The sequence below is a fragment of the Streptomyces sp. NPDC033165 genome (assembly GCF_055577965.1).
Genome location: NZ_JBVIPK010000002.1, coordinates 446,999 through 472,736 on the forward strand (window position 1 = coordinate 446,999; position 25,738 = coordinate 472,736).

At 71.5% G+C, this 25,738-nt stretch carries 24 protein-coding genes and 1 pseudogene; 11 read left to right on the forward strand and 14 right to left on the reverse strand.

The features are described 5' to 3' along the window. Positions 1 to 222 precede the first annotated feature (222 nt). Positions 223 to 1,776, forward strand: coding sequence for an ABC transporter substrate-binding protein (locus ACZ5WC_RS06415; RefSeq protein ID WP_468539724.1), 1,554 nt, complete (start codon positions 223 to 225; stop codon positions 1,774 to 1,776). A gap of 34 nt (positions 1,777 to 1,810) precedes the next feature. Here ACZ5WC_RS06415 and ACZ5WC_RS06420 read toward each other — a convergent pair whose 3' ends face one another. From ACZ5WC_RS06420 to ACZ5WC_RS06465, 10 genes are all read right to left on the reverse strand, one after another. Then, positions 1,811 to 2,551 carry a TetR/AcrR family transcriptional regulator gene (locus ACZ5WC_RS06420; RefSeq protein WP_096623464.1) on the reverse strand — a complete coding sequence of 247 codons (741 nt, stop codon included), beginning with the start codon at positions 2,549 to 2,551 and terminating at the stop codon, positions 1,811 to 1,813. Positions 2,552 to 2,561: 10 nt separating this feature from the next. Further along, positions 2,562 to 3,035 carry a thiol-disulfide oxidoreductase DCC family protein gene (locus ACZ5WC_RS06425; protein ID WP_468539725.1) on the reverse strand — a complete coding sequence of 158 codons (474 nt, stop codon included), beginning with the start codon at positions 3,033 to 3,035 and terminating at the stop codon, positions 2,562 to 2,564. Further along, on the reverse strand, positions 3,002 to 3,442 hold the full coding sequence (locus tag ACZ5WC_RS06430) for a hypothetical protein (protein ID WP_468539726.1): 441 nt from the start codon (positions 3,440 to 3,442) through the stop codon (positions 3,002 to 3,004). The genes ACZ5WC_RS06425 and ACZ5WC_RS06430 overlap by 34 nt, the downstream gene beginning before the upstream one ends. Positions 3,443 to 3,533: 91 nt before the next feature. Further along, positions 3,534 to 4,001, reverse strand: a complete 468-nt coding sequence (locus ACZ5WC_RS06435; protein WP_468539727.1) for a hypothetical protein — start codon at positions 3,999 to 4,001, stop codon at positions 3,534 to 3,536. A 388-nt stretch (positions 4,002 to 4,389) separates the two neighbouring features. Further along, complete coding sequence (locus ACZ5WC_RS06440; RefSeq protein WP_468539728.1) at positions 4,390 to 5,001, reverse strand: hypothetical protein; 612 nt, start codon at positions 4,999 to 5,001, stop codon at positions 4,390 to 4,392. A 143-nt stretch (positions 5,002 to 5,144) separates the two neighbouring features. Then, positions 5,145 to 5,912 carry a succinate dehydrogenase iron-sulfur subunit gene (locus tag ACZ5WC_RS06445; protein ID WP_070205313.1) on the reverse strand — a complete coding sequence of 256 codons (768 nt, stop codon included), beginning with the start codon at positions 5,910 to 5,912 and terminating at the stop codon, positions 5,145 to 5,147. Further along, a complete protein-coding gene (gene sdhA, locus ACZ5WC_RS06450) occupies positions 5,912 to 7,666 on the reverse strand; it encodes a succinate dehydrogenase flavoprotein subunit (protein WP_096623474.1) in 1,755 nt (584 codons plus the stop codon). Before sdhA ends, ACZ5WC_RS06445 begins: the two co-directional genes overlap by 1 nt. A gap of 30 nt (positions 7,667 to 7,696) precedes the next feature. Beyond that, entirely contained in the window at positions 7,697 to 8,179 is a 483-nt protein-coding gene (locus ACZ5WC_RS06455) for a succinate dehydrogenase hydrophobic membrane anchor subunit (protein WP_468539729.1), read from the reverse strand. A gap of 5 nt (positions 8,180 to 8,184) precedes the next feature. Then, positions 8,185 to 8,565, reverse strand: coding sequence for a succinate dehydrogenase, cytochrome b556 subunit (sdhC, locus tag ACZ5WC_RS06460; RefSeq protein WP_096623478.1), 381 nt, complete (start codon positions 8,563 to 8,565; stop codon positions 8,185 to 8,187). Positions 8,566 to 8,771: 206 nt separating this feature from the next. Then, positions 8,772 to 9,323, reverse strand: coding sequence for a 2-oxo-4-hydroxy-4-carboxy-5-ureidoimidazoline decarboxylase (locus tag ACZ5WC_RS06465; protein ID WP_468539967.1), 552 nt, complete (start codon positions 9,321 to 9,323; stop codon positions 8,772 to 8,774). 387 nt (positions 9,324 to 9,710) lie between these two features. Between ACZ5WC_RS06465 and ACZ5WC_RS06470 the strand changes: the two genes are divergently transcribed. From ACZ5WC_RS06470 to ACZ5WC_RS06490, 5 genes are all read left to right on the forward strand, one after another. Further along, positions 9,711 to 11,321 (forward strand): family 20 glycosylhydrolase, encoded by a 1,611-nt coding sequence (locus ACZ5WC_RS06470; protein ID WP_468539730.1) that lies wholly within the window; start codon positions 9,711 to 9,713, stop codon positions 11,319 to 11,321. Between the two features lie 199 nt (positions 11,322 to 11,520). Further along, positions 11,521 to 12,339 carry a DUF4328 domain-containing protein gene (locus ACZ5WC_RS06475; RefSeq protein ID WP_468539731.1) on the forward strand — a complete coding sequence of 273 codons (819 nt, stop codon included), beginning with the start codon at positions 11,521 to 11,523 and terminating at the stop codon, positions 12,337 to 12,339. A gap of 52 nt (positions 12,340 to 12,391) precedes the next feature. Further along, on the forward strand, positions 12,392 to 12,973 hold the full coding sequence (locus tag ACZ5WC_RS06480) for a hypothetical protein (protein ID WP_468539732.1): 582 nt from the start codon (positions 12,392 to 12,394) through the stop codon (positions 12,971 to 12,973). 476 nt (positions 12,974 to 13,449) lie between these two features. Continuing rightward, a complete protein-coding gene (locus ACZ5WC_RS06485; protein WP_468539733.1) occupies positions 13,450 to 14,454 on the forward strand; it encodes an RNA polymerase sigma factor in 1,005 nt (334 codons plus the stop codon). Continuing rightward, on the forward strand, positions 14,454 to 15,587 hold the full coding sequence (locus ACZ5WC_RS06490) for a hypothetical protein (RefSeq protein WP_468539734.1): 1,134 nt from the start codon (positions 14,454 to 14,456) through the stop codon (positions 15,585 to 15,587). The genes ACZ5WC_RS06485 and ACZ5WC_RS06490 overlap by 1 nt, the downstream gene beginning before the upstream one ends. A 204-nt stretch (positions 15,588 to 15,791) precedes the next feature. Here ACZ5WC_RS06490 and ACZ5WC_RS06495 read toward each other — a convergent pair whose 3' ends face one another. Continuing rightward, positions 15,792 to 16,751 (reverse strand): L,D-transpeptidase family protein, encoded by a 960-nt coding sequence (locus ACZ5WC_RS06495; protein WP_468539735.1) that lies wholly within the window; start codon positions 16,749 to 16,751, stop codon positions 15,792 to 15,794. Positions 16,752 to 17,223: 472 nt separating this feature from the next. Between ACZ5WC_RS06495 and leuE the strand changes: the two genes are divergently transcribed. Beyond that, positions 17,224 to 17,889, forward strand: coding sequence for a leucine efflux protein LeuE (leuE, locus tag ACZ5WC_RS06500; RefSeq protein WP_468539736.1), 666 nt, complete (start codon positions 17,224 to 17,226; stop codon positions 17,887 to 17,889). A gap of 24 nt (positions 17,890 to 17,913) precedes the next feature. Here leuE and ACZ5WC_RS06505 read toward each other — a convergent pair. The 3 genes and pseudogenes from ACZ5WC_RS06505 to ACZ5WC_RS06515 form a co-directional block, all read right to left on the reverse strand. Continuing rightward, a pseudogene (locus ACZ5WC_RS06505) lies at positions 17,914 to 18,251 on the reverse strand (acyltransferase family protein); the annotation flags it as partial. Between the two features lie 40 nt (positions 18,252 to 18,291). Then, entirely contained in the window at positions 18,292 to 19,686 is a 1,395-nt protein-coding gene (locus tag ACZ5WC_RS06510; RefSeq protein ID WP_468539737.1) for a polysialyltransferase family glycosyltransferase, read from the reverse strand. Then, the gene (locus tag ACZ5WC_RS06515; protein WP_468539738.1) at positions 19,686 to 20,699 is read right to left on the reverse strand and encodes a glycosyltransferase family 2 protein; all 1,014 of its coding nucleotides are present in this window, start codon (positions 20,697 to 20,699) and stop codon (positions 19,686 to 19,688) included. Before ACZ5WC_RS06515 ends, ACZ5WC_RS06510 begins: the two co-directional genes overlap by 1 nt. Positions 20,700 to 20,907: 208 nt before the next feature. On the opposite strand from ACZ5WC_RS06515, the gene ACZ5WC_RS06520 reads away from it, so the two are divergent. The 4 genes from ACZ5WC_RS06520 to ACZ5WC_RS06535 all read left to right on the forward strand — a co-directional run bounded on the left by ACZ5WC_RS06520 (position 20,908) and on the right by ACZ5WC_RS06535 (position 25,599). Beyond that, positions 20,908 to 22,290, forward strand: a complete 1,383-nt coding sequence (locus tag ACZ5WC_RS06520; RefSeq protein WP_468539739.1) for a DUF6716 putative glycosyltransferase — start codon at positions 20,908 to 20,910, stop codon at positions 22,288 to 22,290. Between the two features lie 80 nt (positions 22,291 to 22,370). After that, positions 22,371 to 23,612, forward strand: coding sequence for an acylneuraminate cytidylyltransferase (locus ACZ5WC_RS06525; protein WP_311121153.1), 1,242 nt, complete (start codon positions 22,371 to 22,373; stop codon positions 23,610 to 23,612). Between the two features lie 12 nt (positions 23,613 to 23,624). Continuing rightward, positions 23,625 to 24,557 (forward strand): N-acetylneuraminate synthase family protein, encoded by a 933-nt coding sequence (locus ACZ5WC_RS06530; protein ID WP_468539740.1) that lies wholly within the window; start codon positions 23,625 to 23,627, stop codon positions 24,555 to 24,557. 10 nt (positions 24,558 to 24,567) lie between these two features. Next, on the forward strand, positions 24,568 to 25,599 hold the full coding sequence (locus ACZ5WC_RS06535; RefSeq protein WP_468539741.1) for a hypothetical protein: 1,032 nt from the start codon (positions 24,568 to 24,570) through the stop codon (positions 25,597 to 25,599). Positions 25,600 to 25,738 lie beyond the last annotated feature (139 nt).

Below are 25,738 nucleotides of genomic sequence, written 5' to 3' on the forward strand. Positions count from 1 at the left end.
ATCCGCACCGCAGCGTCACGGTCAGCGACGAAGAACCGCAGGTGGGAGGCGGGAAACGGCCTTTTCGGACAGGGTGAGTCGCAGGTGTCCAACAAAAGGCTGTGAGAGCCCTATTTACTCTTCCAGATGTGAAAATCGTGTGATTGGGTAAGCGCGAGTGTGCGGCGGTGTGCGTGTCTTGGCGCAACTGCCGAGGTGGGGCTGGTAAGGGAGAGCACGGCAATGCGGTCGGTCCGGGTACGGATTCTCGCGATTTTCGCGGTTTTGGTCATCGCAGGCGTCGGCGCCTGGCAACTCCTCCCCTCCGGGGGGGCGAAGTCCGACGCGGTGACGATCGGTACATCGGACGAGGTGACATCACTTGACCCGGCCGGCGCCTACGACGCGGGTTCCTGGGCGATCTACAGCAACCTCTACCAGTCGCTGATGACCTTCAAGGCCGGGGCGGTCACGCCGGAGCCGGACGCCGCCGAGAGCTGCGGCTTCATCGGGCAGAAGCTCCAGACGTACCAGTGCAAGCTCCGCGACGACCTGACGTTCTCCAACGGCAAGAAGGTCACCGCCGAGGACGTCACGTTCTCCTTCGAGCGGCTGCTGCGGATCAACTCCGACGTCGGCCCGGCGGGGCTGTTCCCGACCCTCGACTCCGTGGTCGCCGAGGGGCGCACGATCACCTTCAACTTGTCCGGGAGGGACGCGACCTTCCCGCAGAAGCTCGCGACCGGCGCCGGGGCGATCGTCGATTCGACGAAGTACCCCGAGGATAAGCTCCGTACGGGCAACGAGGTCGACGGCTCGGGCCCGTACGCCCTGAAGGCGTACGAGTCGGGCTCGCGCGCCGAGCTGGTGCCCAACCTGAAGTACAAGGGCGCGCTCAAGAAGACCGGCGAGGCCGTCACCATCCGCTACTACAAGAGCTCCGACGAGCTCCTGTCCGCGTGGAACAGCGGCGAGATCGACGTCACCCACCGTCAGCTCCCGCCGGCCCGCCTCTCCGAGCTGAACCCCAACGACCCGGACCTGCGGGTGACCGAGGCGGACAGCGCCGAGATCCGCAACATCATCTTCAACGTCCGGGACGACTCGCCGTTCTCGGACAAGCGGGTCCGCCAGGCCGTCGCCGCGATCATCGACCGCGGGCCGCTGGTCCGGGAGGTCTACCAGAGCACCGTCGAGCCGCTGTACTCGCTGATCCCGCAGGGCTTCATCGGGCACAGCACCCCCTTCTTCGACGCCTACCCGTCGTCCGACCCCCAGCGTGCGAAGGAGCTGCTCCAGCAGGCCGGTGTCGAGACGCCGGTGCCGATCAACTTCGCCTACCGGGCGGACGACGCGTACACGAAGGAGACCGCCGAACTGCGGCGGCAGCTGGAGAAGGACGGGCTGTTCGAGGTCTCGGTCAAGGCCGTCGAGTGGACGAAGTACCAGAAGGGGTACGCGGCCGGTGAGTACGACATGTACACCGTCGGCTGGCTCCCCGACTTCCCGGACCCCGACACCTTCAGCCAGCCGCTCGTCGGCACCGGCAACGTCCTGCACAGCGGCTACTCCAGCAAGCGCATGGACAAACTGATCGCCTCCACGCAGCAGTTCAGCGACCGCAGCCGGACCGCGAGCGACTTCAAGGACATGCAGTCCCTGGTCGGCGAGGAGGTCCCGCTGCTGCCGCTGTGGCAGAAGAAGGACTACGTCGTCGCGAAGGCCGACGTCGCGGGCTCGCAGTACCTCTCCGACGGCACCGGGGTCTGGCGCCTGTGGGAGCTGGGCCGGATCTGATCCGGCCTGATCCGGTCCGATCCGTCCGATCGGGTCAGTCCTCCGACGGCCGGGGCTTCGCCCCGGCCGTCGCCGCATCCGGCAGGAACTCCACCAGCAGCCCGTGGACCTGCCGCACGAGCGGGCGCAGCACCCGGAACCGGGAGAGCGCGATCGCCCGTGCGGCGATCGGCGCGGTGCGCTCGACGAGCCGGCGGCTGCGCTCGGTGCCCTCCGAGCGGTCGTACACCCAGAACAGCACCAGCCCCATCTGCATCAGCCACATCAACTGCGGCAGCAGCGGGGCGAGTTCCGGGTCGCTCTTGACGTCCGCCCCGGCGATGCAGCGCTCGTGGATGGAGATCGCCGCGTCGCGGGCGGCCGCCGAGTCCTCGGAGAACGGGGAGAGGGGGCTGTCCGGGTCGGCCGCGTTCTTGAAGAACTGGGCGGCGAACCGGTGGTACGGCTCCGCCACGTCCAGCCAGCCGAGCAGCACCCCCCGGATGCGTACGGTCAGATCCTTGTCGCCCTCCAGTACGGGCCCGATCGCCGCGGCGTGTTCGGCGGCGATCCGGTCGTAGAAGCCCTGGACCAGGTGCTCCTTGGAGGAGAAGTAGTAGTACGCGTTCCCGACCGAGACGCCCGCCTCCTGGGCGATGGCCCGCATGGTGGTCCGGTCGTAACCGCGCTCGGCGAAGAGCCGGAGCGCCGTCTCAAGAATCAGCGTGCGGGTCTGCTCGCTCTTCGCGGCCTTGGCCGGCCTGTTCTCCTGCACGTTCTTCTCTTCCTTCACCACGGGCACCAGGTTAGCGGTGGGCCCCCTGTCGCCCGGTCGGCACGGTGCACCCCGCGCCCCCGGGCGCGCAGCGCGGGGCCGCCATCGAGCGGTAGCGGGCGGCGGCCAGCACGGTGCCCCGGGCGAACGGCCGCCCAGCCGGGGTGGTCAGCCAGTGGGCCCTGGAGCGGTACTCGGCGAGCGCCCAGAGGCAGACGATCCAGGCGGAGGTCTCCCGGTAGACCTGGCCCAGATCGCCGACCACGGTGATCTCGGCGAGCGTCGCCGCGTGGTCCAGCTCCGGGAACCGCCGCCGGGCCTCGGCCGATCCGGCCGGTACGAGATCCAGCGGGACGAGCTGCCGCTGCCGCTGGAGCCAGTGGCGCAGGTGGACGCAGAGCGGGCACTGCGCGTCGTAGAGCACGGTGAGCCGGCGGACCGGGGCGGAGGGCCCGGCGGCGGTCACCGGACTCACTGCCCGGGTGCGGGCGTGGGCGCGGTCCATGGGCCCTGGGGGCCCGGGGGCGTCCAGCCCTGCGGAGGTACGGGCGGGGTCTGCTCGCGCTCCAGGGCGCTGCGGCGGCGGATGCGGCTGAGCACGTACACATTGCCCAGGTGCATCACGCCGAGCACCAGCAGGACCACGCCGACCTTCACCGAGAGCGCCTCGAACAGCTCGCGGGCGTCCCGGACGCCGTCGGCGTTCTTCAGGTAGAGCGCGACGAATCCCAGGTTGACCAGGTAGAAGCCGACCACCAGCAGGTGGTTGACGGCGTCGGCGAGCTTCTCGTTCCCGTGCAGCACGTCGGCGAGGAAGATCCGGCCGTTACGGCTGAGGGTGCGGGCGACCCAGACGGTGAGCGCCACGCTGATGAGCAGGTAGATGACGTACGCGACAACAGTGAGGTCCATGCCCCACCCTCCTTTGAACGCGTTCAAAAGTGTGTGTGGGCATGACTGTAGACCCCTTCTTGAACATGTTCAAGAAGGGGTCGGTGAGGGATCAGAGGGCCTTCGGCTCCGCAGGCTCGCCCGGTTCGGTCAGCTCGCCCGGTTCGGTCAGCGCGTCGGCGATCTCCGCGCGCAACGCCTCACCGTGCAGCGGTGTCAGCTCGGCGATCGTGGTGTTCCACTCCCGCGCCGCACTCTCCACCGCCTCCCGGAACCCCCGCTCCACCGGCTTCCGGGCGAAGAACAGGATGACCGCGCCGACCGGCCGCAGGAGCCACCGCCCCCGCGCGCTCAGCGCGACCGTCACCTGCCAGGAACCGTCCCCGTCCGGGCGCGGGGTCACCGTCAGCCGGGCCTTGCCGAGCAGGTGGACCGCCTTGCCCGAGACCGGGGGCCGGGCCGCCGGGGGCGCCGAGGGGGGCCGGTCCACCGCCGCCCACCAGGCGCCCAGATCGGCCTTGGCGCGGCCCGAGAAGCGGTACAGCGAACCACCCTTCGGCTGGTGCCCGGCGAGCGACACCTCGACCGCCCGGGGGCCGCAGGGGCTCGCGCACCCGTACGCCCAGTCGGACGGACATGTCCTCCTCCGCCATCAGGCTCTCCACCTCGACGGAACGGGAGGGCCGCCACTCCCGCAGGACGGTGGCCGCCCGCGTCGCGGGTGCCTCCGGCGCTCCGGGCTCCGCCACGGCCTCCCCGTACCGGGCCCCCGGTCGCAGATGACGGCCCTTCAGCAGCCGGAGGCCGTCCACCGGGCGCCCGTCCGGCAGCAGGACCGCCCCGCCCGGGCCCTCCCGGGAGGCGTCGAGCAGGCCCACCAGCGCACCGGCGGCCTCCTCGAACCAGCCCCGGCCCAGGGCGGCGACGGTGACCGTGTGCGAGAAGCGCGCCATGACCGGGCCCGGGGCTCAGACGCTCATGGACCGGGCCGTGTTGAGCTGGCCCATGATCGCCGGGAACGTGTGCGGTCCCATGGCCGGGATCATCGTGGAGTGGTGACGGCCGCCGCTGGTCACCGTGACCTGGACGAAGCCGGTCGTCCGCTTCTCCTTCATCAGCAGGAACAGCAGACCGATCAGGCAGAACAGCGCGAAGATGATCGCCAGCACGATCGCGTGCGGCGGGATCTTCTCCTCCGTACGCGACATGTCCGTCGCCGTCCAGATCGCACCTCTGAGGGGCATCGGCCCGGACGGGGTGACGATCGAGTCGCTCATGACGGTGATGTCGCCGATCGACAGCACCGGGACCGGGACACCGCCCTGGCCCGGGAACGGCGCGCCCTGCGGTGCGGGGAGGTACTGCCCGGGCAGGGTCGGCTGGGCGGGGTTCGGGTAGCCGTAACCGGGGCCGGGCTGCGCCGCGGACTCGGGCAGCGGCTGCGGATAGCCGTACGCGGGAGCACCGCCCGGGGCCGGGTAGCCGTAGCCCTGGCCGTCCGCGACGGTCGGCGGGTGGCCCGGCTGCTGGGGTGGGCCCCACTTGTACGCGTCGCCCGCGGACGGATTCGGCTCGCTCACGAGGATCCCCGTTCTCTTGCTTCGGTCTTGCGCTCCGCTGACCGTACCGTCCGCACCGGCCCCGCGCAGCAACAGGCCCCGTCCCCGGCAGCGGTTGCGCTGCGGGGGCGGGGCCTGTCGACGTAACGGGCGTTACGGGAGGGTCAGAAGCGACGCGTGATGAGCGCGCGCTTCACCTCCTGGATCGCCTTGGTGACCTCGATGCCACGCGGGCAGGCGTCCGTGCAGTTGAACGTGGTGCGGCAACGCCACACGCCGTCACGGTCGTTGAGGATCTCCAGCCGCTGCTCGCCGGCCTCGTCGCGCGAGTCGAAGATGAAGCGGTGCGCGTTGACGATCGCCGCCGGCCCGAAGTACTGGCCGTCGTTCCAGAACACCGGGCACGAGGACGTGCACGCGGCGCACAGGATGCACTTGGTGGTGTCGTCGAACCGCTCGCGGTCCTCGGGGGACTGCAGACGCTCGCGGGTCGGCTCGTTCCCCTTGGTGATGAGGAAGGGCATGACATCGTGGTACGCCTGGAAGAACGGGTCCATGTCGACCACGAGGTCCTTGAGGACCGTGAGGCCCTTGATGGCCTCCACCATGATCGGCTTCTCCGGGTTGATGTCCTTGATCAGCGTCTTGCAGGCGAGCCTGTTCTTGCCGTTGATCCGCATCGCGTCGGAACCGCAGATGCCGTGCGCGCAGGAACGGCGGAACGTCAGGGTCCCGTCGAGCTCCCACTTGATCTTGTGAAGGGCGTCGAGGACACGCTCCTTCGGGTCGATCTCGATCTGGAAGTCCTGCCACTGGACCTCGTCCGACACCTCGGGGTTGAAGCGGCGGATGCGGAACGTGGCCGTGATGAACGGGGAGTCGGCGAAGCCGGCCTCGGCGTTGCCGGTCTTGTCCAGGGTCGGGGTAGCCATCAGTACTTACGCTCCATCGGCTGGTAGCGGGTCGTCACGACCGGCTTGTAGTCGAGCCGGATCGACTCGGCGCCGTCGGCGGCCACCTCGCGGTACGCCATGGTGTGGCGCATGAAGTTGACGTCGTCGCGGTTCGGGTAGTCCTCGCGGTAGTGACCGCCGCGGGACTCCTTGCGGGCGAGCGCGGAGACCGCCATGACCTCCGCCAGGTCGAGCAGGTTGCCCAGCTCGATGGCCTCCAGCAGGTCGGTGTTGAACCGCTTGCCCTTGTCCTGGATGGACACGTTCAGGTAGCGCTCGCGCAGCTCGGCGATCTTGGCGACCGCCGTCTTGATGGTCTGCTCGGTACGGAACACCATCACGTTGGCGTCCATGCACTCCTGCAGCTCCGTGCGCAGTTCGGCGACCCGCTCGGTGCCCGTCGAGTTGCGCAGCCGCTCCACCTGGTCGGCGACGAGCTGGGCCGGGTTCTCGGGCAGCTCGACGAAGTCGCTCTTCGCCGCGTACTCGGCGGCCGCGATGCCCGAGCGCTTACCGAAGACGTTGATGTCCAGCAGCGAGTTGGTGCCGAGGCGGTTGGCGCCGTGGACGGAGACACAGGCGACCTCGCCGGCGGCGTACAGGCCCGGGACGACGGTGGTGTTGTCGGCCAGCACCTCGCCCTCGACGTTGGTCGGGATGCCGCCCATGGCGTAGTGCGCGGTCGGCTGGATCGGGATCGGGTCCGTGTAGGGCTCGATGCCGAGGTAGGTCCGCGCGAACTCGGTGATGTCCGGGAGCTTGGCGTCCAGCTGCTCCGGCGGCAGGTGCGTCAGGTCCAGGTAGACGTGGTCGCCGGCCGGACCGCAGCCGCGGCCCTCGCGGATCTCCGTGTAGATGGAGCGCGAGACGACGTCACGCGAGGCGAGGTCCTTCATGACGGGCGCGTACTTCTCCATGAAGCGCTCGCCGTCCTTGTTGCGGAGGATGCCGCCCTCACCGCGGGCGCCCTCCGTCAGCAGGATGCCCATGCGCCAGATGCCCGTCGGGTGGAACTGGAAGAACTCCATGTCCTCCAGCGGCAGACCGCGCCGGTAGCAGGCGGCCTGGCCGTCACCGGTCAGGGTGTGGGCGTTGGACGTCACCTTGAAGAACTTGCCGGTGCCGCCGGAGGCGTAGATGACCGACTTCGCCTGGAAGACGTGGATCTCGCCGGTCGCCAGCTCGAACGCGACGACACCGGCGGACTTCTTGACCCCGTCGACCTCGGTGATCAGCTGGTCCAGGACGTAGAACTCGTTGAAGAACTCCACGCCTTCCTTGACGCAGTTCTGGTACAGCGTCTGGAGGATCATGTGGCCGGTGCGGTCGCCCGAGTAGCAGGCGCGACGGACCGGGGCCTCACCATGGCTGCGGGTGTGACCACCGAAGCGGCGCTGGTCGATCTTGCCCTCGGGCGTGCGGCCGAACGGCAGGCCCATCTTCTCCAGGTCGAGGACGGCGTCGATGGCCTCCTTCGCCAGGATCTCGGCGGCGTCCTGGTCGACCAGGTAGTCACCACCCTTGATCGTGTCGAAGGTGTGCCACTCCCAGTTGTCCTCCTCCACGTTGGCGAGCGCGGCGGCCATGCCGCCCTGCGCGGCGCCCGTGTGGGAGCGGGTGGGGTAGAGCTTCGTCAGCACGGCGGTACGGCTGCGCTTGGTCGACTCGATGGCCGCGCGCATGCCGGCGCCGCCGGCGCCGACGATGACGGTGTCGTACTTGTGGATCTGCATGGTTTTCCTCTGGTCCCTCTGTCCCGGCGCCTAGCGGATGTTCGGGTCGAAGGTGAAGATCACCAGCGTGCCCAGCAGGATGGTGAACACCGTGGCGGTGTACAGGAGCATCTTCAGCCAGAAGCGGGTGTTGTCCCGTTCGGCGTAGTCGTTGATGACCGTACGGAGGCCGTTGGCGCCGTGGAGCATGGCGAGCCACAGCATCGTCAGGTCCCAGACCTGCCAGAACGGCGAGGCCCAGCGGCCCGCCACGAAGGCGAAGCCGATCTTGGAGACACCGCCGTCGAGCACCAGCTGGATCAGCAGGTGGCCGATGACGAGGACGACCAGGACGATGCCCGACAGGCGCATGAAGAGCCAGGCGTACATCTCGAAGTTGGTGCGCGAAGCCTTGGGCGTCTTGCCCGTGCGCTTGCGCGGGGGCTCGATCACCGGGGCCGGGTGGTCGACGTCGTACAGGGCAACGCCCTCGACATCGCCGATCGCGGCTGCGGAAGAAGTCTCGCTGGACATGGGCCTCAGCTCCCGAAGATCTCGCGTACGGCGTGCCCGAGGATCGGGTACAGGGCCCCGACCATCAGCACGATCCAGATGCCCACCACGGTCCAGAGCATCTGCTTCTGAAGGCGAGGGCCCTTGGCCCAGAAGTCCACGGCGATGATCCGCAGACCGTTCAGCGCGTGGAAGAGAATCGCGGCCACGAGGCCGTATTCGAGGAACGCCACGGGCCACGTCTTGTACGTGGCCACGACGTCGTCGTAGGCCTCGGGGGAAACGCGGACGAGAGCAGTGTCCAGGACATGTACGAACAGGAAGAAGAAAATGAGGACACCGGTGACTCGATGAGCCACCCAGGACCACATGCCTTCCCGGCCGCGGTACAGCGTTCCAGCCGGCACGGAAGAACCCTCCGGGAGCGGGGATTGGGGTCGGCCGGCTTGACTGTCGGTCTGACCCGGCCGGGTACGGTCCACCGGCCCCGGCCATCGTAGCGACGCATTGTCGGTTCGTTCGCGCCGGGGCCTCTGGTGTGATCAAAGTGGCAATCAAACAGGCACGTACGGGCTAGAGCGGCGCTTCTCGACCCGCCGCGGCCCGCGGGGGCTCAGTCGCCCGAGAGCAGCTCCAGGATCCGGCTCCGGGCGAGCCGCCGCAGCTCCTCCGCCGTCACCGCCCGCTCCTCGTCCGGGTCGTGCGCCAGCCGGACCCGGATGCCCGCCAGCACCTGGTCCACCTGCTGGGCGGGCTGGAAGGCGTCCAGGCAGATCACGAACGCGTGGCCGAACCTGCTCTCGTACGCGGCGTGGGCGGCCCGCAGCGCCAGATGGGCGGCGCGGGGCGCGTCGTGGTGCAGGCAGGGGGCGGGCTCCGCGGCCAGGGCCTCCGCGATGTCCCGGGGCGCCAGGTCGTAGCCCGCCTCGTCGGAGGCGGCCAGTAGGGCGCCCAGATCCGGGTAGGGGCGGTGGACGGCCATCCGGTGGGCCCAGCGGAGACTGCCGCAGCACTCCAGGAAGGCGGCCTCGGCGGCGGCGAAGGGGAGGCTGTTGAGATGGGCCAGCCCGGACGCGTGGGCACCGGTCGGCGCGCCGGTGAGCGGGCCTTCCGGACCGGCGGCCGGGGACGGGGCGGGGGCCGGCCGGCGCAGCTGTACGGGTATGGCCGACCGCCCGGCCGGGGGCGCGGATCGCTTCGGCAGGCCGGCGGGGGACTCGCTGGACCTGGACAGCGTGGACTCCTCGCATGAATGACGACTGTGACCCTGAAGAGGGGCCGGAGCGCAACGAGGTTGCACGGAAAGGGGTGAAGGGAGGGACGAATGTGCCCCAACGCTAGCGAGGCTCGTCGGCGACAGTCCGGCGGACCGCAGAAAAATCACCCGAACGGGAGAGTTTCGGAACGCGTGATGGACGCCTGACCTGCGCGGGCCGGGGTGCCGCCCGATTCGCCGTCGCCCTCGATGGCGGAGAACCGCCAAAAATGTCAGCCTTTCATCCTATTCACTCGTTTCACCCGCATTTGGCCCCTGGATGGAGGAATCCGACTGATGTCGCCCACGCGTGGTGCCCTCGTCACCGGCGCGGCGGTCACCGCCGCGGCCGCCGTCGCCCTCACCGTCGTCGTCTGGCCGGAGGGTTCCGGCAGCAGGCCCTCCCGCGACGCGGCATCCCCCTCCGGCACCTCCGCCGAGGCCGCCGCCCCCTCGCCCTCCACCAGCTATCCGATGTCCTCCGCCCCGAGCACGATCCCGGCGGTGCGCGAGCACACCGCCGCCCGGGGGCCGGGCTGGCAGCCGGGCAGCGACAGCACGGTCGTCATCGCCGAGGGCAGCCAGGTGCTCGCCGACGAGGCGAAGCTCCTCGCCAAGGAGCTGAAGATCAGTTACCGGGGCGCCGAAGCGGCCCGTACCGGAGACGTCGAGCTGGCCCTCGGCGACAAGGAGGCGGGCCCCGCCGAGTCGTACACGCTCACCGTGCGCGACCGCAAGGTGAAGATCACCGGCCCCGACGAGTCGGGCGTGTTCTACGGCACCCGCACCCTCAAGCAGTCCCTCAAGGCCGACGGGACGGTGCCCGAGGGCGTCGTCAACGACCGGCCCGACCGCCCGCAGCGGGGCCTGAACCTCGACATCGCGCGCAAGCACTACACCGCGGAGTGGATAGAGGACCGCATACGCGAGATGGGCGACCTCAAGCTCAACCAGCTCGGCCTGCACTTCTCCGACGACCAGGCCTTCCGGATCGAGTCGAAGACCCACCCCGAGGTGGTCTCGGACGAGGCGCTCACCCAGGACGAGGTCCGCCGCATCGTCGGCCTCGCCAACAGCCTGCACATCGAGGTCGTCCCCGAGATCGACTCGCCCGGACACCTCGGCGCGGTGCTGGCCGCCCACCCCGGCCTCCAGCTCCGCAACACCCAGGGCGTGGCGTCGCGCGGCTCCATCGACATCTCGAACCCGGGGGCGGCCCGGCTCATCGACGAACTCCTCGACGAGTACACCGAGCTGTTCCCGGGGAGGTTCTGGCACCTCGGCGCGGACGAGTACCAGGCCCTGACCGTACGGGACCCCGCCGCCTCCTTCCCCCAGCTCCAGCGGGCCGCCGAGCAGCGGTACGGCTCCGGCGCCACGATCGAGGACCTGGCGACCGGCTGGCTGAACGACCGCGCCGCCGTCGTCGTCCCGATGGGCCGGACCGCCAAGGCCTGGAACGACGGGCTCTTCAGGGACACGAAGGTCAAGGCCGACGAGAACATCGAGATCGAGTACTGGACCGGCAAGGAGATCGGCGCCCGCCCGCCGCAGGAGTACCTCGCCGCGGGCTACCGGATGCTCAACCTCAACGACGAGTTCCTGTACTACGTGCTCGGCGAGCCGAACGAGTTCGTCTACCCGACCGGCGAGCGGATCTACGAGCAGTGGACCCCGCTGGTCCTGCGCGGCACCGAACCCGTGGCGGAGCGCTACTCCCCGCAGATCCTCGGCGGCCGGTTCGCCGTCTGGGGCGACCTGCCGAACGCGCAGACCACGCAGCAGGTGGCGGAGGGCATCCGGATGCCGCTGGTGGCGACCTCGCAGAAGCTGTGGGACCCGAGGAAGCCCGCGCTGAGCTGGGCGCAGTTCCAGGAACTGGCGGAGCGGACGGGCAGCGCGGGCTGAGGGCTCCTCCTGTCCCTCACTGGGCGGATCCCCCGTCCTCACGGGTGCGGGCCCCCTCCCTCACGGGTGGATCCCCCCTCACCTGGGAGGATGAGGGCGGACAGCCCGGCGGTCGCCGGCCTGCTCACGCATCGTCGGCCGCGCGCTCCTGGGGAGGGACGCGCGGCCGTGCACCGACACCGCGTCCCGGGGGACTCTCATGCTCTGCACCCATTGCCGTATCAGAACGGCCGTCACCGACGACGGCCTGTGCACCTTCTGCTCCGGCACCCGGCCCCGGCTGCCCGACGGCCTGATGCCCCCGGTCTCCGGCCCCGGCGGGTGGGGGGTCGGGACCTGGCCGCGCTCGCCCGTCGGCCTGTCCCGGGCGGTGGTCGCCCTGCTGGGGGCCGTCATCGCGGCCGACCTGTTCGCCATCGTCACCGGACTGCGTGTGCGTGACCTCTGGGACCGGCTGGCCACAGGCGGGGTGCCGGCCGTCCACGGCGAGGACGGCGAGCTGGCCGAGCGCCTGTACGCGGGGGCGGCCGCGGCCCAGACCGCGACGTACCTGGCCACCGCGGTCGTGTTCATCATCTGGTTCCACCGGACCCGGCGGAACGCCGAGATCTTCGACCCGGGTGTGCAGCGGATGGGACCGGGCTGGGCGGTGGGCGGCTGGTTCGTCCCGATCGCCAACTTCTGGTTCCCGTACCGGGTCGCGGCGGGCGTCTGGGAGGCCAGTGCGCGGCCCCGGCCCGCCGGAGGCTGGCGCCCGGTTCCCCGGACGCCGCTGAACCTCTGGTGGGCGGCGTGGGTCGGGACCCTGTCGCTCTCCCGCGTATCCGGCCGGATGTGGGACCGGGCCGAGGCGCCGGAGGAGATCGTGCGGGCCGCGGGCCTGGTCGTGGCCTCCGATGCGCTGGACGTCCTCGCCGCGGTCCTCGCCATCGTCTTCGTTCGCACGGTGACCCGGATGCAGGGTGAACGCGCCGCTCTCCGGGAGGCGCCGCCCGCCCCGGAGCCCGCCGCTCCGTAGTGACGATTTTCAGCCATTCGGCGCAGTATCCGGTAGACCGAGGGAGACGTCGATGAGTCTGCTGGAACTGATCGAGCGAGCCGACGAGCGTGCTCTGGCCGCCAGTGCGCTGGCCTGCCTGGACCGGTGCCTGCCGCTGCTCGCGGGCCCGGACGGGCCGGAGCCCCTGCGGCCGCTCTGGGCGAGCTGTGAGAACGGACAGGAATGGGCCACCCGGCTCACCATCGTCCGAACGGCGATGGAGCGGGCGTCCGTCCCCGACGGCCCGGCCGCGCTCGTCCGGGCCATGCTCGGCGCCGCCCCCTCCGACTTCGCCGCCGAACCACTGCGGGAGTGGGCCGACGCCTGCTCGCTGGTGGCGCTCCGGATTCACGGCCGCTTCGACGCCCCGCCCGGGGACACGGCGCGCGACGAGGAGCGGCTGCTGAAGCTGGCCCGCGGCGGTGAACCGGCCACGGTCGGGCCGCTGGTCGCCGGAGACCTGGAGCGGCAGGTCCGCATCCTGGAGATCCTCGCGGAGACCGGCGGCACGGCGGGCAGCGGCGCAGGCCTGCGCAAGGCGCTCGACCTGTCCACGGAGGGCCGGCGGGTGCTGCGCGCGGTGATGTCGCGGAGGGCGAGGGGGCGGCGCTGAGCCCCTGGCCGGCGGCCGCACTGGTGCACCACGTCGGCGTGTTCCGGCAGTCACGGCAGCTCGCCGCCGATCACGTCGCTGAGATGCTGCCCCGGCCGAGCCGTCCGGCTTCCGGTTGGCGGGGCCGAGGCGCACGGTCTGCTCGTGCAGGGCGGTGTTGGTCACGCCGTTGGCCACGCGGAGGTCTGCGCCCAGGGCGTCCCTGGTCAGGGCACGGGCGGAGAGGAGCGACGACCGGGGCCGCCACCCCCCACAGGAGAGGCCCCGGCCGTCTTCCACGGGGCCGCAGCACGACCCCGTACTCATCTCTGCGCCAGGACTGCGTTTTCTGTCACACCGCACGGCCGGAAAGCGAATTGTTGCGAGTTGTACAAGTCATGGACGTGGCCCCTGCCGAGCACGTAGCGTGCTGAGTCGCGCAGTGGCGCAGCAGCGGTGACCAGCTGCGATGAGCAGACAGCAGGACGGGTTGGGGAGTGCTGGGGGACGACGCGGAGCTGACCGCCGCGGTGCTCGCGGCGCAGGACGGGGACGAGGACGCCTTCCGTGCTGTGTACCGCGCGGTACAGCCACGGCTGTTGGGCTACATACGGACGCTGGTCGGGGAGCCGGACGCCGAGGACGTGGCGTCCGAGGCGTGGCTGCAGATAGCCCGTGACCTCGGCCGCTTCAGCGGCGACGCCGACCGCTTCCGCGGCTGGGCGGCCCGGATCGCGCGCAACCGCTCCCTGGACCACCTGCGGATGCGCAGCCGCCGCCCCGCGATCGGCGGCGACGAGACCGAGCTGACCGGCCGGGCCGCCGAGTGCGACACCGCGGGCGACGCCATCGAGGCGCTGGACACCGACCGCACCATGGCCCTCATCGCCCAGCTCCCGCAGGACCAGGCCGAGGCCGTCGTCCTGCGCGTGGTCGTCGGGCTCGACGCGAAGACCGCGGCGCAGACCCTGGGCAAGCGCCCCGGCGCCGTACGCACCGCCGCCCACCGCGGCCTCAAGCGACTGGCCGAACTCCTCGGCGTGGAGGACTCCCGGGCGGCCGCGGCCGCGGCCGACGGTTCGCCCTTGCCCGGTGGCACTCTCCCCGCGGGCGGTGCGCTGTCGCCGGGCGGCACGTTCCCCGCGGGCGGTGCGCTCCCTCCGGGCGGTGCGCCCTCTGCGGACGGTGCCTCCGGCGATACCCCGGCACCCGCTCCGGCAGCGTCACCGGCCCCGGACCCGGACCCGAACCCGGGCACGGATTCGGATGCCGCCCCGGCCCTGGCCCTGGAAGGCATCCCGGAGGGCATCCCCGCCCTGGCTTCGGGCCCCGGTTCAGCCCCCGTGCAGGGCGCCGGAAGCGACGCGGGTCCGGACGCCGCCGACGGTGCGGGGCTCGGTGCCGTACCCGCGCAGCGGCCCGGCCGGGGTGGTCCGGCGGCGGCCGCCGGGATCACTCCCGGTGTGACGCATTCGCGGCCGTGGACGCAGAAGGACATGTGATGGCCGACGAGTACTACGAGTGGCTTGACAAGGACGCGGCGGAGAAACTGCTCCGCGGCGAACCTGTCGTCCCCGTCGGCGACCAGGCCCGCAACGACGCCCTCCGGCTCGCCGAAGCACTCGGCGCGGCCCGTGACGGCCGGCACCCCTCCGGCGGTGCGCTCCCCGGCGAGGACGCGGTGCTCGCCGCGTTCCGGCAGGCTGCGCACGGCGACGGCGCCGACCGCCTGGCCGGTCGCAGCGCCGGTTCCGCCGTCCCCGGACGGCCCGGAATGCTGCACTCCGTCCACATCGGCCCGGCCCCCGCGCCCCCGGCCCGCCGCCCGCGCTGGAGCCGGCCGGTCCGCTTCGGCCTGGCCGTCTCGCTCGCGGGATTCACGCTCGGCGGGGTGGCGGTCGCCGCCGGTACGGGCGTGCTCGCCGGTTCCTTCGGCGGGCAGGGCTCGCCCGCGCCCGCCACCTCCGTATCGGCTGCCGCCACCCCCGAGCCGCTGACGTCCGACCGGCCCGCCGAGGACCCGTCGTCCCCGGCCGACCCGTCCCCGCCCGACGCCCCGGAGACGTCCTCGTCGCCCGCGACCCGGGAGTCCGCCGGGCCCGAGGAGGAGCCCGGCGGCCCCAGCGGCGGCGGCACCGGACCGGAGCGCGGCGGCGACCGTACGGGCGGCCGGGAACGGCCTGCCAACCCCGGCCGCGAGGAGGGCTCCGGGGGCACCCCCGGCGGCGACGAACGCCCGGACCGCCCGGACGACGCGTCGGGGAACTGGTACCGGAAGTCCGTCAAGGCGTGCGAGGCCTTCCACGAAGGCACCCTGGACGACCGGAGCCGCCGTCGGCTGATCGAACTGGCGAAGGGCGAGCGGAATCTGGAGCGATTCTGCGACCGCCTGCTCGGCGGGGGCGGCGGAAACGGTGGAGGCGGCGGGTCGGGCGGCTCCGGCGGTGACGGCGACCAGGACGGGCCGGGCCCCGGTAAGGGCGACGGGGACGGCGATTCGCTGCCGCCCGTCTCCTTCCACCCCGTGCCGCGCTCCGTCACCGTCCCCGGGGACCGGATCGGCGCGAACGCAGTCATTCCGCTGGTGCCCCTGACTCCGCCGAGCTCCGCCGCGACGGCCGCACCAACCCGCTGACCTGGCATTTTCCCTCCGTATAGAGGCTCATCGCGACCAGGTGTGACGTTTTTCGGCTGCCGGGCGCAGTACAGAGTGAGCCGACTGGTCATCGGCAGCGCGACGAGCCGGGGTTCCCCCCGTACCTTCGGCTCAGCGCATCGGCGCGGGCGGGACTCGTTCCCCCGGTCCCGCCCGCGCCCTCTCCTTCGCCTCCTCTTGCCGTCACCAGTAGACGACGACCTTGTCGCCGTTCTTCACCTGGTCGAAGAGGGCCGCGACCTTCTGTTTGTCGCGGACGTTCACACAGCCGTGCGAGGCACCGCCGTAGCCGTTGGCCGCGAAGTCGGCGGAGTAGTGCACGGCCTGACCGCCGCTGAAGAACAGGGCGTACGGCATGGGCGTGTCGTAGAGCGTCGACACATGGTCCCGGGACTTCCAGAACACCGAGAACGTGCCCTCACGGGTGGGCGTGTACTGCGAGCCGAAGCGGACGTCCATCGCGGAGACGACCTTGCCGTCGATCATCCACGCCAGGGTCCGGCTCGTCTTGCTGATGCAGAGGACCCGCCCCTTCAGACACCGTTCGTCCGGCGCGGCCACCGGCCGCTCGGTCGGCGGGTTCAGCTCGGCGGCCGTCGGCACCCGGCTCATGGCCAGCAGCCGCTGCCAGGTGACCACGTCGGCGCTGCCGGTGGCCGGCAGCCTCCGCTTGTCCTGGAAGGACCGTACGGCGTCGGCGGTGATGGTGCCGTAGTAGCCGGTGGGGTTACGCCCGAAGTGGCCGATCTCGCGCAGCCGCGCCTGGAGTTCCCGCACCTGGCCGCCCTCGGACCCGATGCGCATCAGGACGCGCGGCGGCGCGGCGGTGCTCGGCTCCGGGGCGGGCCGGGCGGTCGGCGGGGCCGGTGCTGTGGAGGACGCCGACGGGCTTCGGGGCGGTGCGGTGCGCGGCTTGGCGTCGGAGGCGGTGGGGGAGGCGGTGGGCGAGTTCGTGGGCGAGGGAGGCGCGGCGGCCTGCGTGGCCCGTACCGGCGGCGGAGCATCCGACGCCCCGGCCGCGGCGCCGGGTCCGCAGCCGGTCGCGACGGTGGCCACCACGAGCGCGGAGGCGGCTGCGACCCGCGCCCGGGGTATCGCACCTCGGCGCACGTCACCGCTCGCGCCCATGTATCTGCCCGTCATCCCGGTCATCCCCGTCCCCCCTGCCATCTCCGCCACCCCGGCCCTCCGGCCCCTGGCTCACGCGATCGTCCGGAGCCTCACCGGACGGATGCCCGCCCGACCCCGTGGTCGAATCCTGCGCATGCCGGGGGCGTGGCGTCCAGCCCCTCGGGGGGAGCCACCCCGCCGGGGCGATCTCTCGCTGAATGTCCGGCGCCCTGGATCAACTCACGGCGAAGCGGCTGGCCGGCTCGCACGTTCGCGACCCGGGCATTGCGTGGAGATGAAGCTCTCCGTGGACCGTCTGCTGGACGGCGACGCGGACTGACGGACGGTGACGAGAACTGACGGACGACGACGAGGACTGACGGCGACGACGGCCGACGGTGACGACGGCCGACGGACTGCCCCCCCCTCGCCCGCCACCGCACGGCGGATGTCGCTCGGTGAAACTGCTGGACGGAGTCGCGCGGGAACGTGCGAGACTCCGTCCATGCTGGGTGTCACCGATCTTCCGACCTATCTCGCCGGCCTTGCGCTGATCGTCCTCCTGCCGGGGCCGAACTCGCTCTACGTGCTCTCCGTCGCCGCCCGGCGCGGCATACGTACCGGCTACCGAGCCGCCGCGGGCGTCTGGACCGGGGACACCGTCCTGATGACGCTCTCCGCGCTGGGAGCCGCGTCCCTGCTCCAGACCACGCCCCTGCTCTTCGCGATCGTCAAGTACGCGGGTGCGGGCTATCTGACCTGGATGGCGATCGGGATGCTGAGGGCGGCGGCGTCCCTGTGGCGCGAGCGGCACCGGCGCACCGCCGAGCTGATGGAGACGGCCGAGGAGTCCGCGCCGGAGGCCTCGGTGGAGAACCCCTACCGCCGGGCGCTGTTGGTCAGCCTGGTCAACCCGAAGGCGATCCTGTTCCTGATCTCGTTCTTCGTGCAGTTCGTCGACCCCGGCTACGCCTACCCGGCCCTGTCGTTCCTGGTGCTGGGGACGCTGCTCCAGCTGGCCAGCTTCCTGTACCTCTCGGTGCTGATCTTCGGCGGCACCCGCCTCGCCGCCGTATTCCGCCGCCGCAAGCGCCTGTCGGCGGGGGCCACATCGGCGGCCGGAGTGCTCTTCCTCGGGTTCGCGGCGAAGCTCTCGCTCAGCAGCGTCTGAGCGCAGCTCCACCCGGAGCGTTCAGCACACGCCGAGCACCCGGCCCACGCCCATCGGCTGCTGGAGCATGGTCAGGTTGACCAACAGTTCCTCCAGGCGCAGCGGCTGCACCACGACGGGCAGTACGACCGCCGCGCCGCGGCGACGGCGATCGCCGCCCGGTACGCCGGGTGGAGCCGTGCCACCCGGGGACGGAAGAAGTCACCGACGGGATGGCCCCAGCTGCTCATGCAGATGACGAAGCCGCTGATGACGAAGAGGAGCCGCACTCCCGGGCTGCCGTACGTCGAGAACGACGACACGGTCGGGAAGAGGCGCGCGGGCGACTGCCCCCAGGGCTCGGCGACCGACCCTCGGCGCACTCGTCCGCATACGTGTCACGTCTATTCCCCCCGAGCGCCGTCAGCCGCCCGTGCTGCGGACCCCGGGGAGCCGTCGGCCCGCGCCCCGCTTCCAGGCGACAGCCTGCCGGGCGATTCTGCGGACCGTCGCATTGCGCGGGATGAAGTCGAGCTGCCCCGGAAGGGCCCCCGGCAGTGCGAGCGAGGTGAGGCGGCGGCGCCGGAAGTACGGGGACGAGGCCGGGGCCGGATGCGCGGCGAGGTACTCCTCTGCGGCGGCCCGCAGGCCCGGGTAGATCTGCGGCTGCATGGCGAAGCCGACCGCTGTGACCAGCCCCGAGAGCTCCTCCCGCACCTGCTCTTCGCTCGGTAGGCGCCACGAGGTGACCGCCTCCCGGTCCTCCAGGCAAGGCAGCAGGGCGTCGACGATGGTGACCGGGATCCGGTTGCTGTTCTGGTACGGGGTCAGTGCGTCCAGTAGCGCCTCGGTACCGATGCGGGCGACGGGAATTCCGTAGAACGTGGCCGCAGTGAGCAGCGCGGTGGAGAACGCCCCGACGACCAGCGCCGGGCGCGTCCGCTCGTACACCACCTCGGCGATCACCGGGCTGTCCAGGACGGTGAGTTCGGCGCCGAGCAGCTCGGCCTCCTGCTCCAGGGCGCGCGACCAGCTCACGGGGGCGGCGGGGTGCGGCTTGAAGACCACACGGGTGTGGCCCAGGGCGACCGTGCCGCGCAGCATCCGCAGATGGAGCTCCTGCTCCTCGTCCGCGGTCAGGACGTCGATAGCGGAGAGATACTGGCCGAGCAGCAGTGCCGGTGAGTCGGGCGGCGCGGTGAACTCGGCCGCTGATTCCGCCAGTTCGCCGAGCACCTTCAGGAATTCGAGCGTCGGCACGACCTCCGGCTCGACGTCGAACTCGGTCATCAGCAGCGGCCGCAGCCCCGGCACCAGGTCGAGGTGGAGGAGCCGCTGAACCCGGGTGCCGATCAGCGGATCGATCTTGCTGCGGGTGGGACCGTAACTCATCAGGCCGTCCGCGTAGAGATGGACAGGGCTCTCCCCGAAGATCTTGGCCGCGGCGCTGGACGGGTTGGCCTGGATGGACTCGCAGGCGATCTCCACCGGCCCGTCGCCCAGCTCCCAGGCCAGGCGCAGATACCGCTCCCAGAGCAGAGTGTCCTGCTCGCGCGGGAACCAGCCGGCCGGGTGGAAGGGCTTGATGAACTCGTTCCACGAGTGGACCCCGTCGAACTCCGGCCGCAGGGAGGCGAATCCCGCCATCCGGTCGAGCGGCGTGCCGACCTCGGGGGCGGGAGAGGTGTCGCTGACGATCAGCAGCCGACGGTGTTCGGTGCGCGGGCCGAACTGTCCTGCCCGGATCGCTGCGGTCACCGTGGCGGCGGCGTACTGGGAGGCCGCGAAGAAGAGCTGGGTGGAACGGATGGCAGACATCAGGTACGTGCTCCGGTGGCGGCGGCAGGTGTGGTGACGGACGCCGGATCGGCGCCGCCGGGGCGGCGGCGCACCCGGCGCAGCAGGGTGGCGCGGCGGTCGCCCAGGGAACGGAGGGTCTCGTCGAGGAGGTCGCTCGGAAGCCTGCGCAGCGCCACAGAGCTCATGGAGCGCAGCTTCCGTGCCACGGCCGGTTCGAACCGCTCGATGGAACCCAGATGATGAGCCATGACCGCGCAGTAGGTGCGAATGGCCTTGGGCAGCAGAATATCCGCGTCGCGATCCTGTGACGTCTCGTCGATGACCTGGTCGAATGCCCGGATGAAATCGAGCTGCCGGACATCGCCGATCTGGGTGAGCGAGGAGGCCACCCCCCGACGGTAGAAGACCCCGAGCAGCCCGACCGCGGCGAAACTGTCCGCCTCGCGGTGCAGCCGCCAGATCCACGGCCGGTCCTCGGCGGTGCGCAGGCCGTCGGTGAAATGCAGGAGGCCCCGGTCGAGAAGGCGCCGGTGGTAAATACCGGCCCAGGCGTACGGATAGTCCACCGAGGTGGTGCGGTCGGCCGGAAGGATGACCGAACGGGGGCTCAGCACCGCGTTTCGCAGGCCGTGCGGAACCCGGTGGACCGTCCGAGTGCGGCCGGTCACCTGTACATGGTCGGTGCGCACGAAGTCGCAGTCCAGCCGCTCGGCCGCGGCGACCAGCTGCTCGAAGTAGCCGGGAGCCAGCCAGTCGTCCCCGTCGAGGAACGTCAGATACTCCCCGCTCGCCGCGTCGAGGCCGGTGTTCCTGGCCGTGGCCAACCCGCCGTTGCGCTGGTGGACGACCACCTTCGCGCCGGGAATGTCCTTCCCCGCACGATGGAGAACATCTGCCGTCCCGTCGGTCGAACAGTCGTCGACGAGGATGAACTCGAAGTCCTCCCGGGCGTTGGCCCGCAGGCTTCTGAGGGTGTCGGGCGCGTATGTCTGCACGTTGAAGAACGGCACGATGACGGAGAGCTTAACCACCCGCATCACGCTAGATGCAGACCTGGCAATTTCCTTGTCCCGGGGGGGTACTGCGGGTGAACGGTGAATGTCCGAACAATGAATCGAACCGAATGGGAAGGCAGTTGACCCCGCCGCACCACCGAATCCCCAATAGTCGGCTCGCTGTTAACCATCTGTTGCCGTCACGTTGGGCCGCGCATCGGAATGCCTTCCTAACTTCTAGGACGTGCCCCCACGTACCAGCCATGAGGCCGAACCGGCCGAAGCCCCCGCCGCTCCCCGACCGGCGCTGCGGGTCGCCGTTCTCGCCGACTCCGACACCCGGTGGAAATGGGGCGCGCTCACCGCGCGCCGCCTGACCGCCGGGACGGACGGGAGCGGCGCACGACCCGTCGAGGTCAGCGGGCTGCTGCTGCGCGGCCGGGCCACCCCGACGCCCCGTCAGCTCGCGGAGGTCGGCGAGGTCGGGATCGACGCGGAGCGGGTCCGTGAGGTCACCGCGGTGGAGTTCCTGCACGCGGTGCGCGACGAGGGGTTCGACCTCGTCGTCCTCGCCCTCGTCGGCGGCGGCGTCCAGGCGATGCTGCACGGACTGGCGGCGCTGGACCTCGCGCGCCGCCCCGCCATCGTCACCGGATATGTGGGCGTCGTCTACGAGAAGCTCACCGACGGCCTCCTGCTCCGCCACGGCGCCGACGTCGTCCTCGCCAACTCCCGCCACGACGCGGAGCGTTTCCGCGCGGTGTACGAAGGAGTCGGCGCCGACGCCTCGGCCGTCACGGAGGCGGCGCTCCCCTTCCTCGGCGGAGCCCCGTACCGCCCCGAAGAGGGCCGCGACACCGTGGTGTTCGCCGCCCAGCCCTCCGTACCGGCCTCCCGCGCCGACCGTACGTATCTGCTCCGCCGGCTCGTCGAGCACGCCCGGCTGCATCCCCGCCGCGAGGTGCTGCTCAAGCTCCGCTCCAAGCCCGGCGAGCACACCACGCACATCGAGGAGCTGCCCTACCAGCGCCTCGCGCAGCGGCTGCCCGGCGGTCTGCCGCCCAACTTCCGCCTGGTGTACGGGCACATGGGCGAAGTCCTGGACCGCACCGACCTCCTGGTCACCGTGTCCTCCACCGCCGCCCTGGAGTCCCTGCACCGCCGCATCCCGACCGCGATCCTCACCGACCTCGGCGTACGCGAACCCCTCGGCAACCACCACTTCGTCGGCTCCGGGCTCCTCACCTCCTGGGACCGGCTCGACGGCGGGTTCCGCCCGCGCCCCGACGGCCAGTGGCTGGCCGGCCAGGGCGTCGCCGCCGACGGCTCGTACGGCACGGCCTACGACAGCGCCCGCGCCAAGGTCACCGCCCTGCTGGACGAGGGGCAACTCCCGCCTCTGGCCCCCTACTACACCCCCGCCACCGCCCCCGGCTACCTCCCCGGCATCCTCGCCCGCCACCACCTGGCCCCCGACGGCACGCCCCTGCCCGGCGCGGCCGCACCGCGGGAGAGCGGCCGGGTGCGGGGCGCGGTGCGCGAGACCGTACGCAACGCGGCGCGGGGGGCGTACCGCCACGGCGTGCAGCGCGTCGCGCCGGTGATCCGGCGGATGGGGGACCTGTGACCGCGCCGACCGGAGGCCCCGCTTCCGCACCCGTGAACCGATCCGCCGGGCGAACCGTGACCACCTCATCAGGAGCCGCCATGCCCCCGACCGTCCTCGCCGTGATCCCCGCCCGAGGCGGATCCAAGGGCGTCCCCGCCAAGAACCTCGCCGAGGTCGGCGGCGTCCCCCTGGTCGCCCGCGCCGTACGCGCCGCGCTCGGCGCGCCCGAGGTCACCGACGTCGTCGTCACCACCGACGACGGGGCCATCGCCGAGGCCGCCCGCAGTGCCGCCGCCCATCTGGGCGCGGCCCACCGGCTGCACTGCGTGGAGCGCCCCGCGGCGATCGCGGGCGACACCGCCACCAGCGAGGCGGCCGTGCTGCACGCGCTGGACGTGTACGAGGCCGAGCGGGCCCGCACCGTCGACGTGGTCCTGCTCGTCCAGTGCACCAGCCCCTTCGTCTCCCGCGAGGACATCGACGGGGTGGCCAGGGCCGTCGTCCACGAGGGGGCGGACACAGCGGTCACCGTCGCCACGTTCCACGGGTTCGTCTGGCGCGACGGGCACGCGGTCGAGGAGGGCACGTACGGCGTCAACCACGACAAGTCCGTACGCCCCCGCCGCCAGGACCGCCCCCAGGACTACCTGGAGACCGGCGCGGCCTACGCCATGGACGCGGCGGGCTTCCGTACCCACCGCCACCGCTTCTTCGGCCACACCGCCCTGGTCCCCACCGACCCGGCCCGGGTGCTGGAGATCGACGACCCGCACGACCTGGCCCGCGCCCGCGCGCTCGCCCCGCTCCTGGACCCCGCGCCGCTGCCCACCCGGGCGGACGTGGACGCGGTCGTCCTGGACTTCGACGGCACCCAGACCGACGACCGGGTCATGGTCGACTCCGAGGGCCGCGAGACCGTCGCCGTCCACCGGGGCGACGGACTGGGAATCGCCGCCCTGCGCAAGGCCGGGGTCCCCCTCCTGATCCTCTCCACCGAACAGAACCCGGTCGTCGCCGCCCGCGCCCGCAAGCTCCAGGTCCCCGTCCTGCACGGCATCGACCGCAAGGACGAGGCGCTGAAGCGGTGGTGCGACGAGCACGCCATCGCCCCCGACCGGGTCCTCTACGTCGGCAACGACGTCAACGACCTGGGCTGCTTCTCGCTCGCCGGCTGGCCCGTCGCCGTCGCGAGCGCCCACGACTCGGTACGCGCCGCCGCGCGTGCCGTCACGACCACCCCCGGCGGCTACGGCGCCATCCGCGAGATCGCGGCCTGGCTCCTGGGTCCCACCCTCACCACGACTACACACCCCGACACCCCTGCCGTCCCCACCAAGTAAGGAAGCACCACCATGAGCACCTCCCGCCTGCGCACGTTCGGCACCCGCACCGCCGGCCCCGGCAACCCCGTCTACATCACGGGTGAGATCGGCATCAACCACAACGGCGACCTCGACAACGCCATCGCGCTGATCGACGCGGCCGCCGAGGCGGGCTGCGACGCCGTCAAGTTCCAGAAGCGCACCCCGGAGATCTGCACCCCGCGCGACCAGTGGGACATCGAGCGCGACACCCCCTGGGGCCGGATGACGTACATCGACTACCGCCACCGCGTGGAGTTCGGCGAGGCCGAGTACCAGGCCATCTCCGAGCACTGCGCCAAGCGCGGCATCGACTGGTTCGCCTCCCCGTGGGACACCGAGGCCGTCGCGTTCCTGGAGAAGTTCGACGTCCCCGCCCACAAGGTGGCCTCCGCCTCCCTCACCGACGACGAGCTGCTGCGCGCCCTGCGCGCCACCGGCCGCACGGTGATCCTCTCCACCGGCATGTCGACGCCGAAGCAGATCCGCCACGCGGTCGAGGTTCTGGGCAGCGACAACATCCTGCTCTGCCACGCCACTTCGACGTACCCGGCGAAGGCCGAGGAGCTGAACCTCCGCGTCATCAACACCCTCCAGCAGGAGTACCCCAACGTCCCGATCGGCTACAGCGGCCACGAGACGGGCCTCCAGACCACGCTGGCCGCCGTCGCGCTCGGCGCCACGTTCGTCGAGCGCCACATCACCCTGGACCGCGCCATGTGGGGCTCCGACCAGGCCGCCTCCGTCGAGCCGCAGGGCCTGACCCGCCTGGTCCGCGACATCCGCACCATCGAGGCCTCCCTCGGTGACGGCGTCAAGAAGGTGTACGAGTCCGAGCTCGGCCCGATGAAGAAGCTCCGCCGCGTCGCGGGCGTCGTCGCCGAGGCCGAGAACGCGTCGGCCCCCGAGCCGGTCGCGGTCTGAGCGCCGACCGGTGAACCTCGCCTTCGTCGAGAGCCCGGTCCAGCTCCTGAACGTCCTGGAGTGGGTTCACACCCAGGGGGGAGACGACCCGACCGCCACCACGGTCGTCGTGCTCCCCCCGGTCGACCCGATGTCGCGCGGTCAGCTGCGCCGGATGGCGGAGCTGGCCCGCGACGAGGGCATCACGGTCCGCTGGCAGGAGGCGCGCGGCGAGTCCGGCGCCCCCCTGAAGGCCCTGCGCGCCCTGACCGGCCTGGTCAGACGCGCGGACCACATCGTCATCGGCGACCCGTTCTCCCGCTACGTCCAGCTCCTGCTGACCCTGGTCCGGGCCGACCGCCTCACGGTGGTCGACGACGGCACGGCGACCATGGAGTTCGTCGCCCAACTGGCCTGCGGCGAGCGCCTGACCCGCTGGCACCGCCGCGGCCGCACGGGCCCCCGCGAACTGCTCCTGGCCCCGGTCACCGCCACCGCCCGCCGCCGCTTCACCCCGTCGGCGAACCACACGGTCGAGGTGTTCACCGCGATGCCGGTCGAGGCTCCGCCCGGCATCGCGGTCACTGCCAACACCTTCGCCTGGACCCGCGCCCGCTTCGGCCCGCCCAGCATCGGCAAGGGCGCGGACCTGGTCGGCACCTCCCTGGTCGAAACGGGCGTCGTCGACCCCGTCCCGTACCAGGAAGCGGTCACGGCCCTGGCCCGCACCCACGGCGCGACCCGCTACTTCGCCCACCGCCGCGAGTCCGCCGAAAAGCTCCACGCCCTGGAGGCGGCCACCGGCCTGGAGATAGTCCGCCCGGACCTCCCCCTGGAACTCATCGCCCGCCGAGGCCCCATCGGCCGCACGATCGTCAGCTTCCCCTCCACGGTCGTCCACACCCTCCCCCTCGCCCTGACCGGCACCGGCGTCCGGGTAGCGGTCTGCGACATCGCCCCGGAATGGCTCCGCGCCACGGCCTCACCCCGCGCCCAGGGGTTCCTGAGCGGGGTCACGGAGACGGCTCGGGGGGTGCAGCGACTGCCGTCGGTGGTGATGTGAGGGGGCTTCGGGTGAGGTGACCCACGGGCCTCGACCCCGGATCTCGGACATTTCGAGACACTTGGATCTTGAGTCCAGGAGAACGGACGTCCCGTGGTCATGAAGCACTGTCCGCCGGAGTTCAAGGCAGATGCGGTCG

Excerpts from the sequence above, each read along its gene's own strand:
- ACZ5WC_RS06415 (WP_468539724.1), top strand. The coding sequence starts at position 223 with ATGCGGTCGGTCCGGGTACGGATTCTCGCGATTTTCGCGGTTTTGGTC.
- ACZ5WC_RS06425 (WP_468539725.1), bottom strand. The coding sequence starts at position 3,035 with ATGGACCGCGCCCACGCCCGCACCCGGGCAGTGAGTCCGGTGACCGCC.
- ACZ5WC_RS06430 (WP_468539726.1), bottom strand. The coding sequence starts at position 3,442 with ATGGACCTCACTGTTGTCGCGTACGTCATCTACCTGCTCATCAGCGTG.
- ACZ5WC_RS06445 (WP_070205313.1), bottom strand. The coding sequence starts at position 5,912 with ATGGCTACCCCGACCCTGGACAAGACCGGCAACGCCGAGGCCGGCTTC.
- sdhA (WP_096623474.1), bottom strand. The coding sequence starts at position 7,666 with ATGCAGATCCACAAGTACGACACCGTCATCGTCGGCGCCGGCGGCGCC.
- ACZ5WC_RS06455 (WP_468539729.1), bottom strand. The coding sequence starts at position 8,179 with ATGTCCAGCGAGACTTCTTCCGCAGCCGCGATCGGCGATGTCGAGGGC.
- ACZ5WC_RS06470 (WP_468539730.1), top strand. The coding sequence starts at position 9,711 with ATGTCGCCCACGCGTGGTGCCCTCGTCACCGGCGCGGCGGTCACCGCC.
- ACZ5WC_RS06475 (WP_468539731.1), top strand. The coding sequence starts at position 11,521 with ATGCTCTGCACCCATTGCCGTATCAGAACGGCCGTCACCGACGACGGC.
- ACZ5WC_RS06480 (WP_468539732.1), top strand. The coding sequence starts at position 12,392 with ATGAGTCTGCTGGAACTGATCGAGCGAGCCGACGAGCGTGCTCTGGCC.
- ACZ5WC_RS06490 (WP_468539734.1), top strand. The coding sequence starts at position 14,454 with ATGGCCGACGAGTACTACGAGTGGCTTGACAAGGACGCGGCGGAGAAA.
- ACZ5WC_RS06495 (WP_468539735.1), bottom strand. The coding sequence starts at position 16,751 with ATGACGGGCAGATACATGGGCGCGAGCGGTGACGTGCGCCGAGGTGCG.
- leuE (WP_468539736.1), top strand. The coding sequence starts at position 17,224 with ATGCTGGGTGTCACCGATCTTCCGACCTATCTCGCCGGCCTTGCGCTG.
- ACZ5WC_RS06510 (WP_468539737.1), bottom strand. The coding sequence starts at position 19,686 with ATGTCTGCCATCCGTTCCACCCAGCTCTTCTTCGCGGCCTCCCAGTAC.
- ACZ5WC_RS06525 (WP_311121153.1), top strand. The coding sequence starts at position 22,371 with ATGCCCCCGACCGTCCTCGCCGTGATCCCCGCCCGAGGCGGATCCAAG.
- ACZ5WC_RS06530 (WP_468539740.1), top strand. The coding sequence starts at position 23,625 with ATGAGCACCTCCCGCCTGCGCACGTTCGGCACCCGCACCGCCGGCCCC.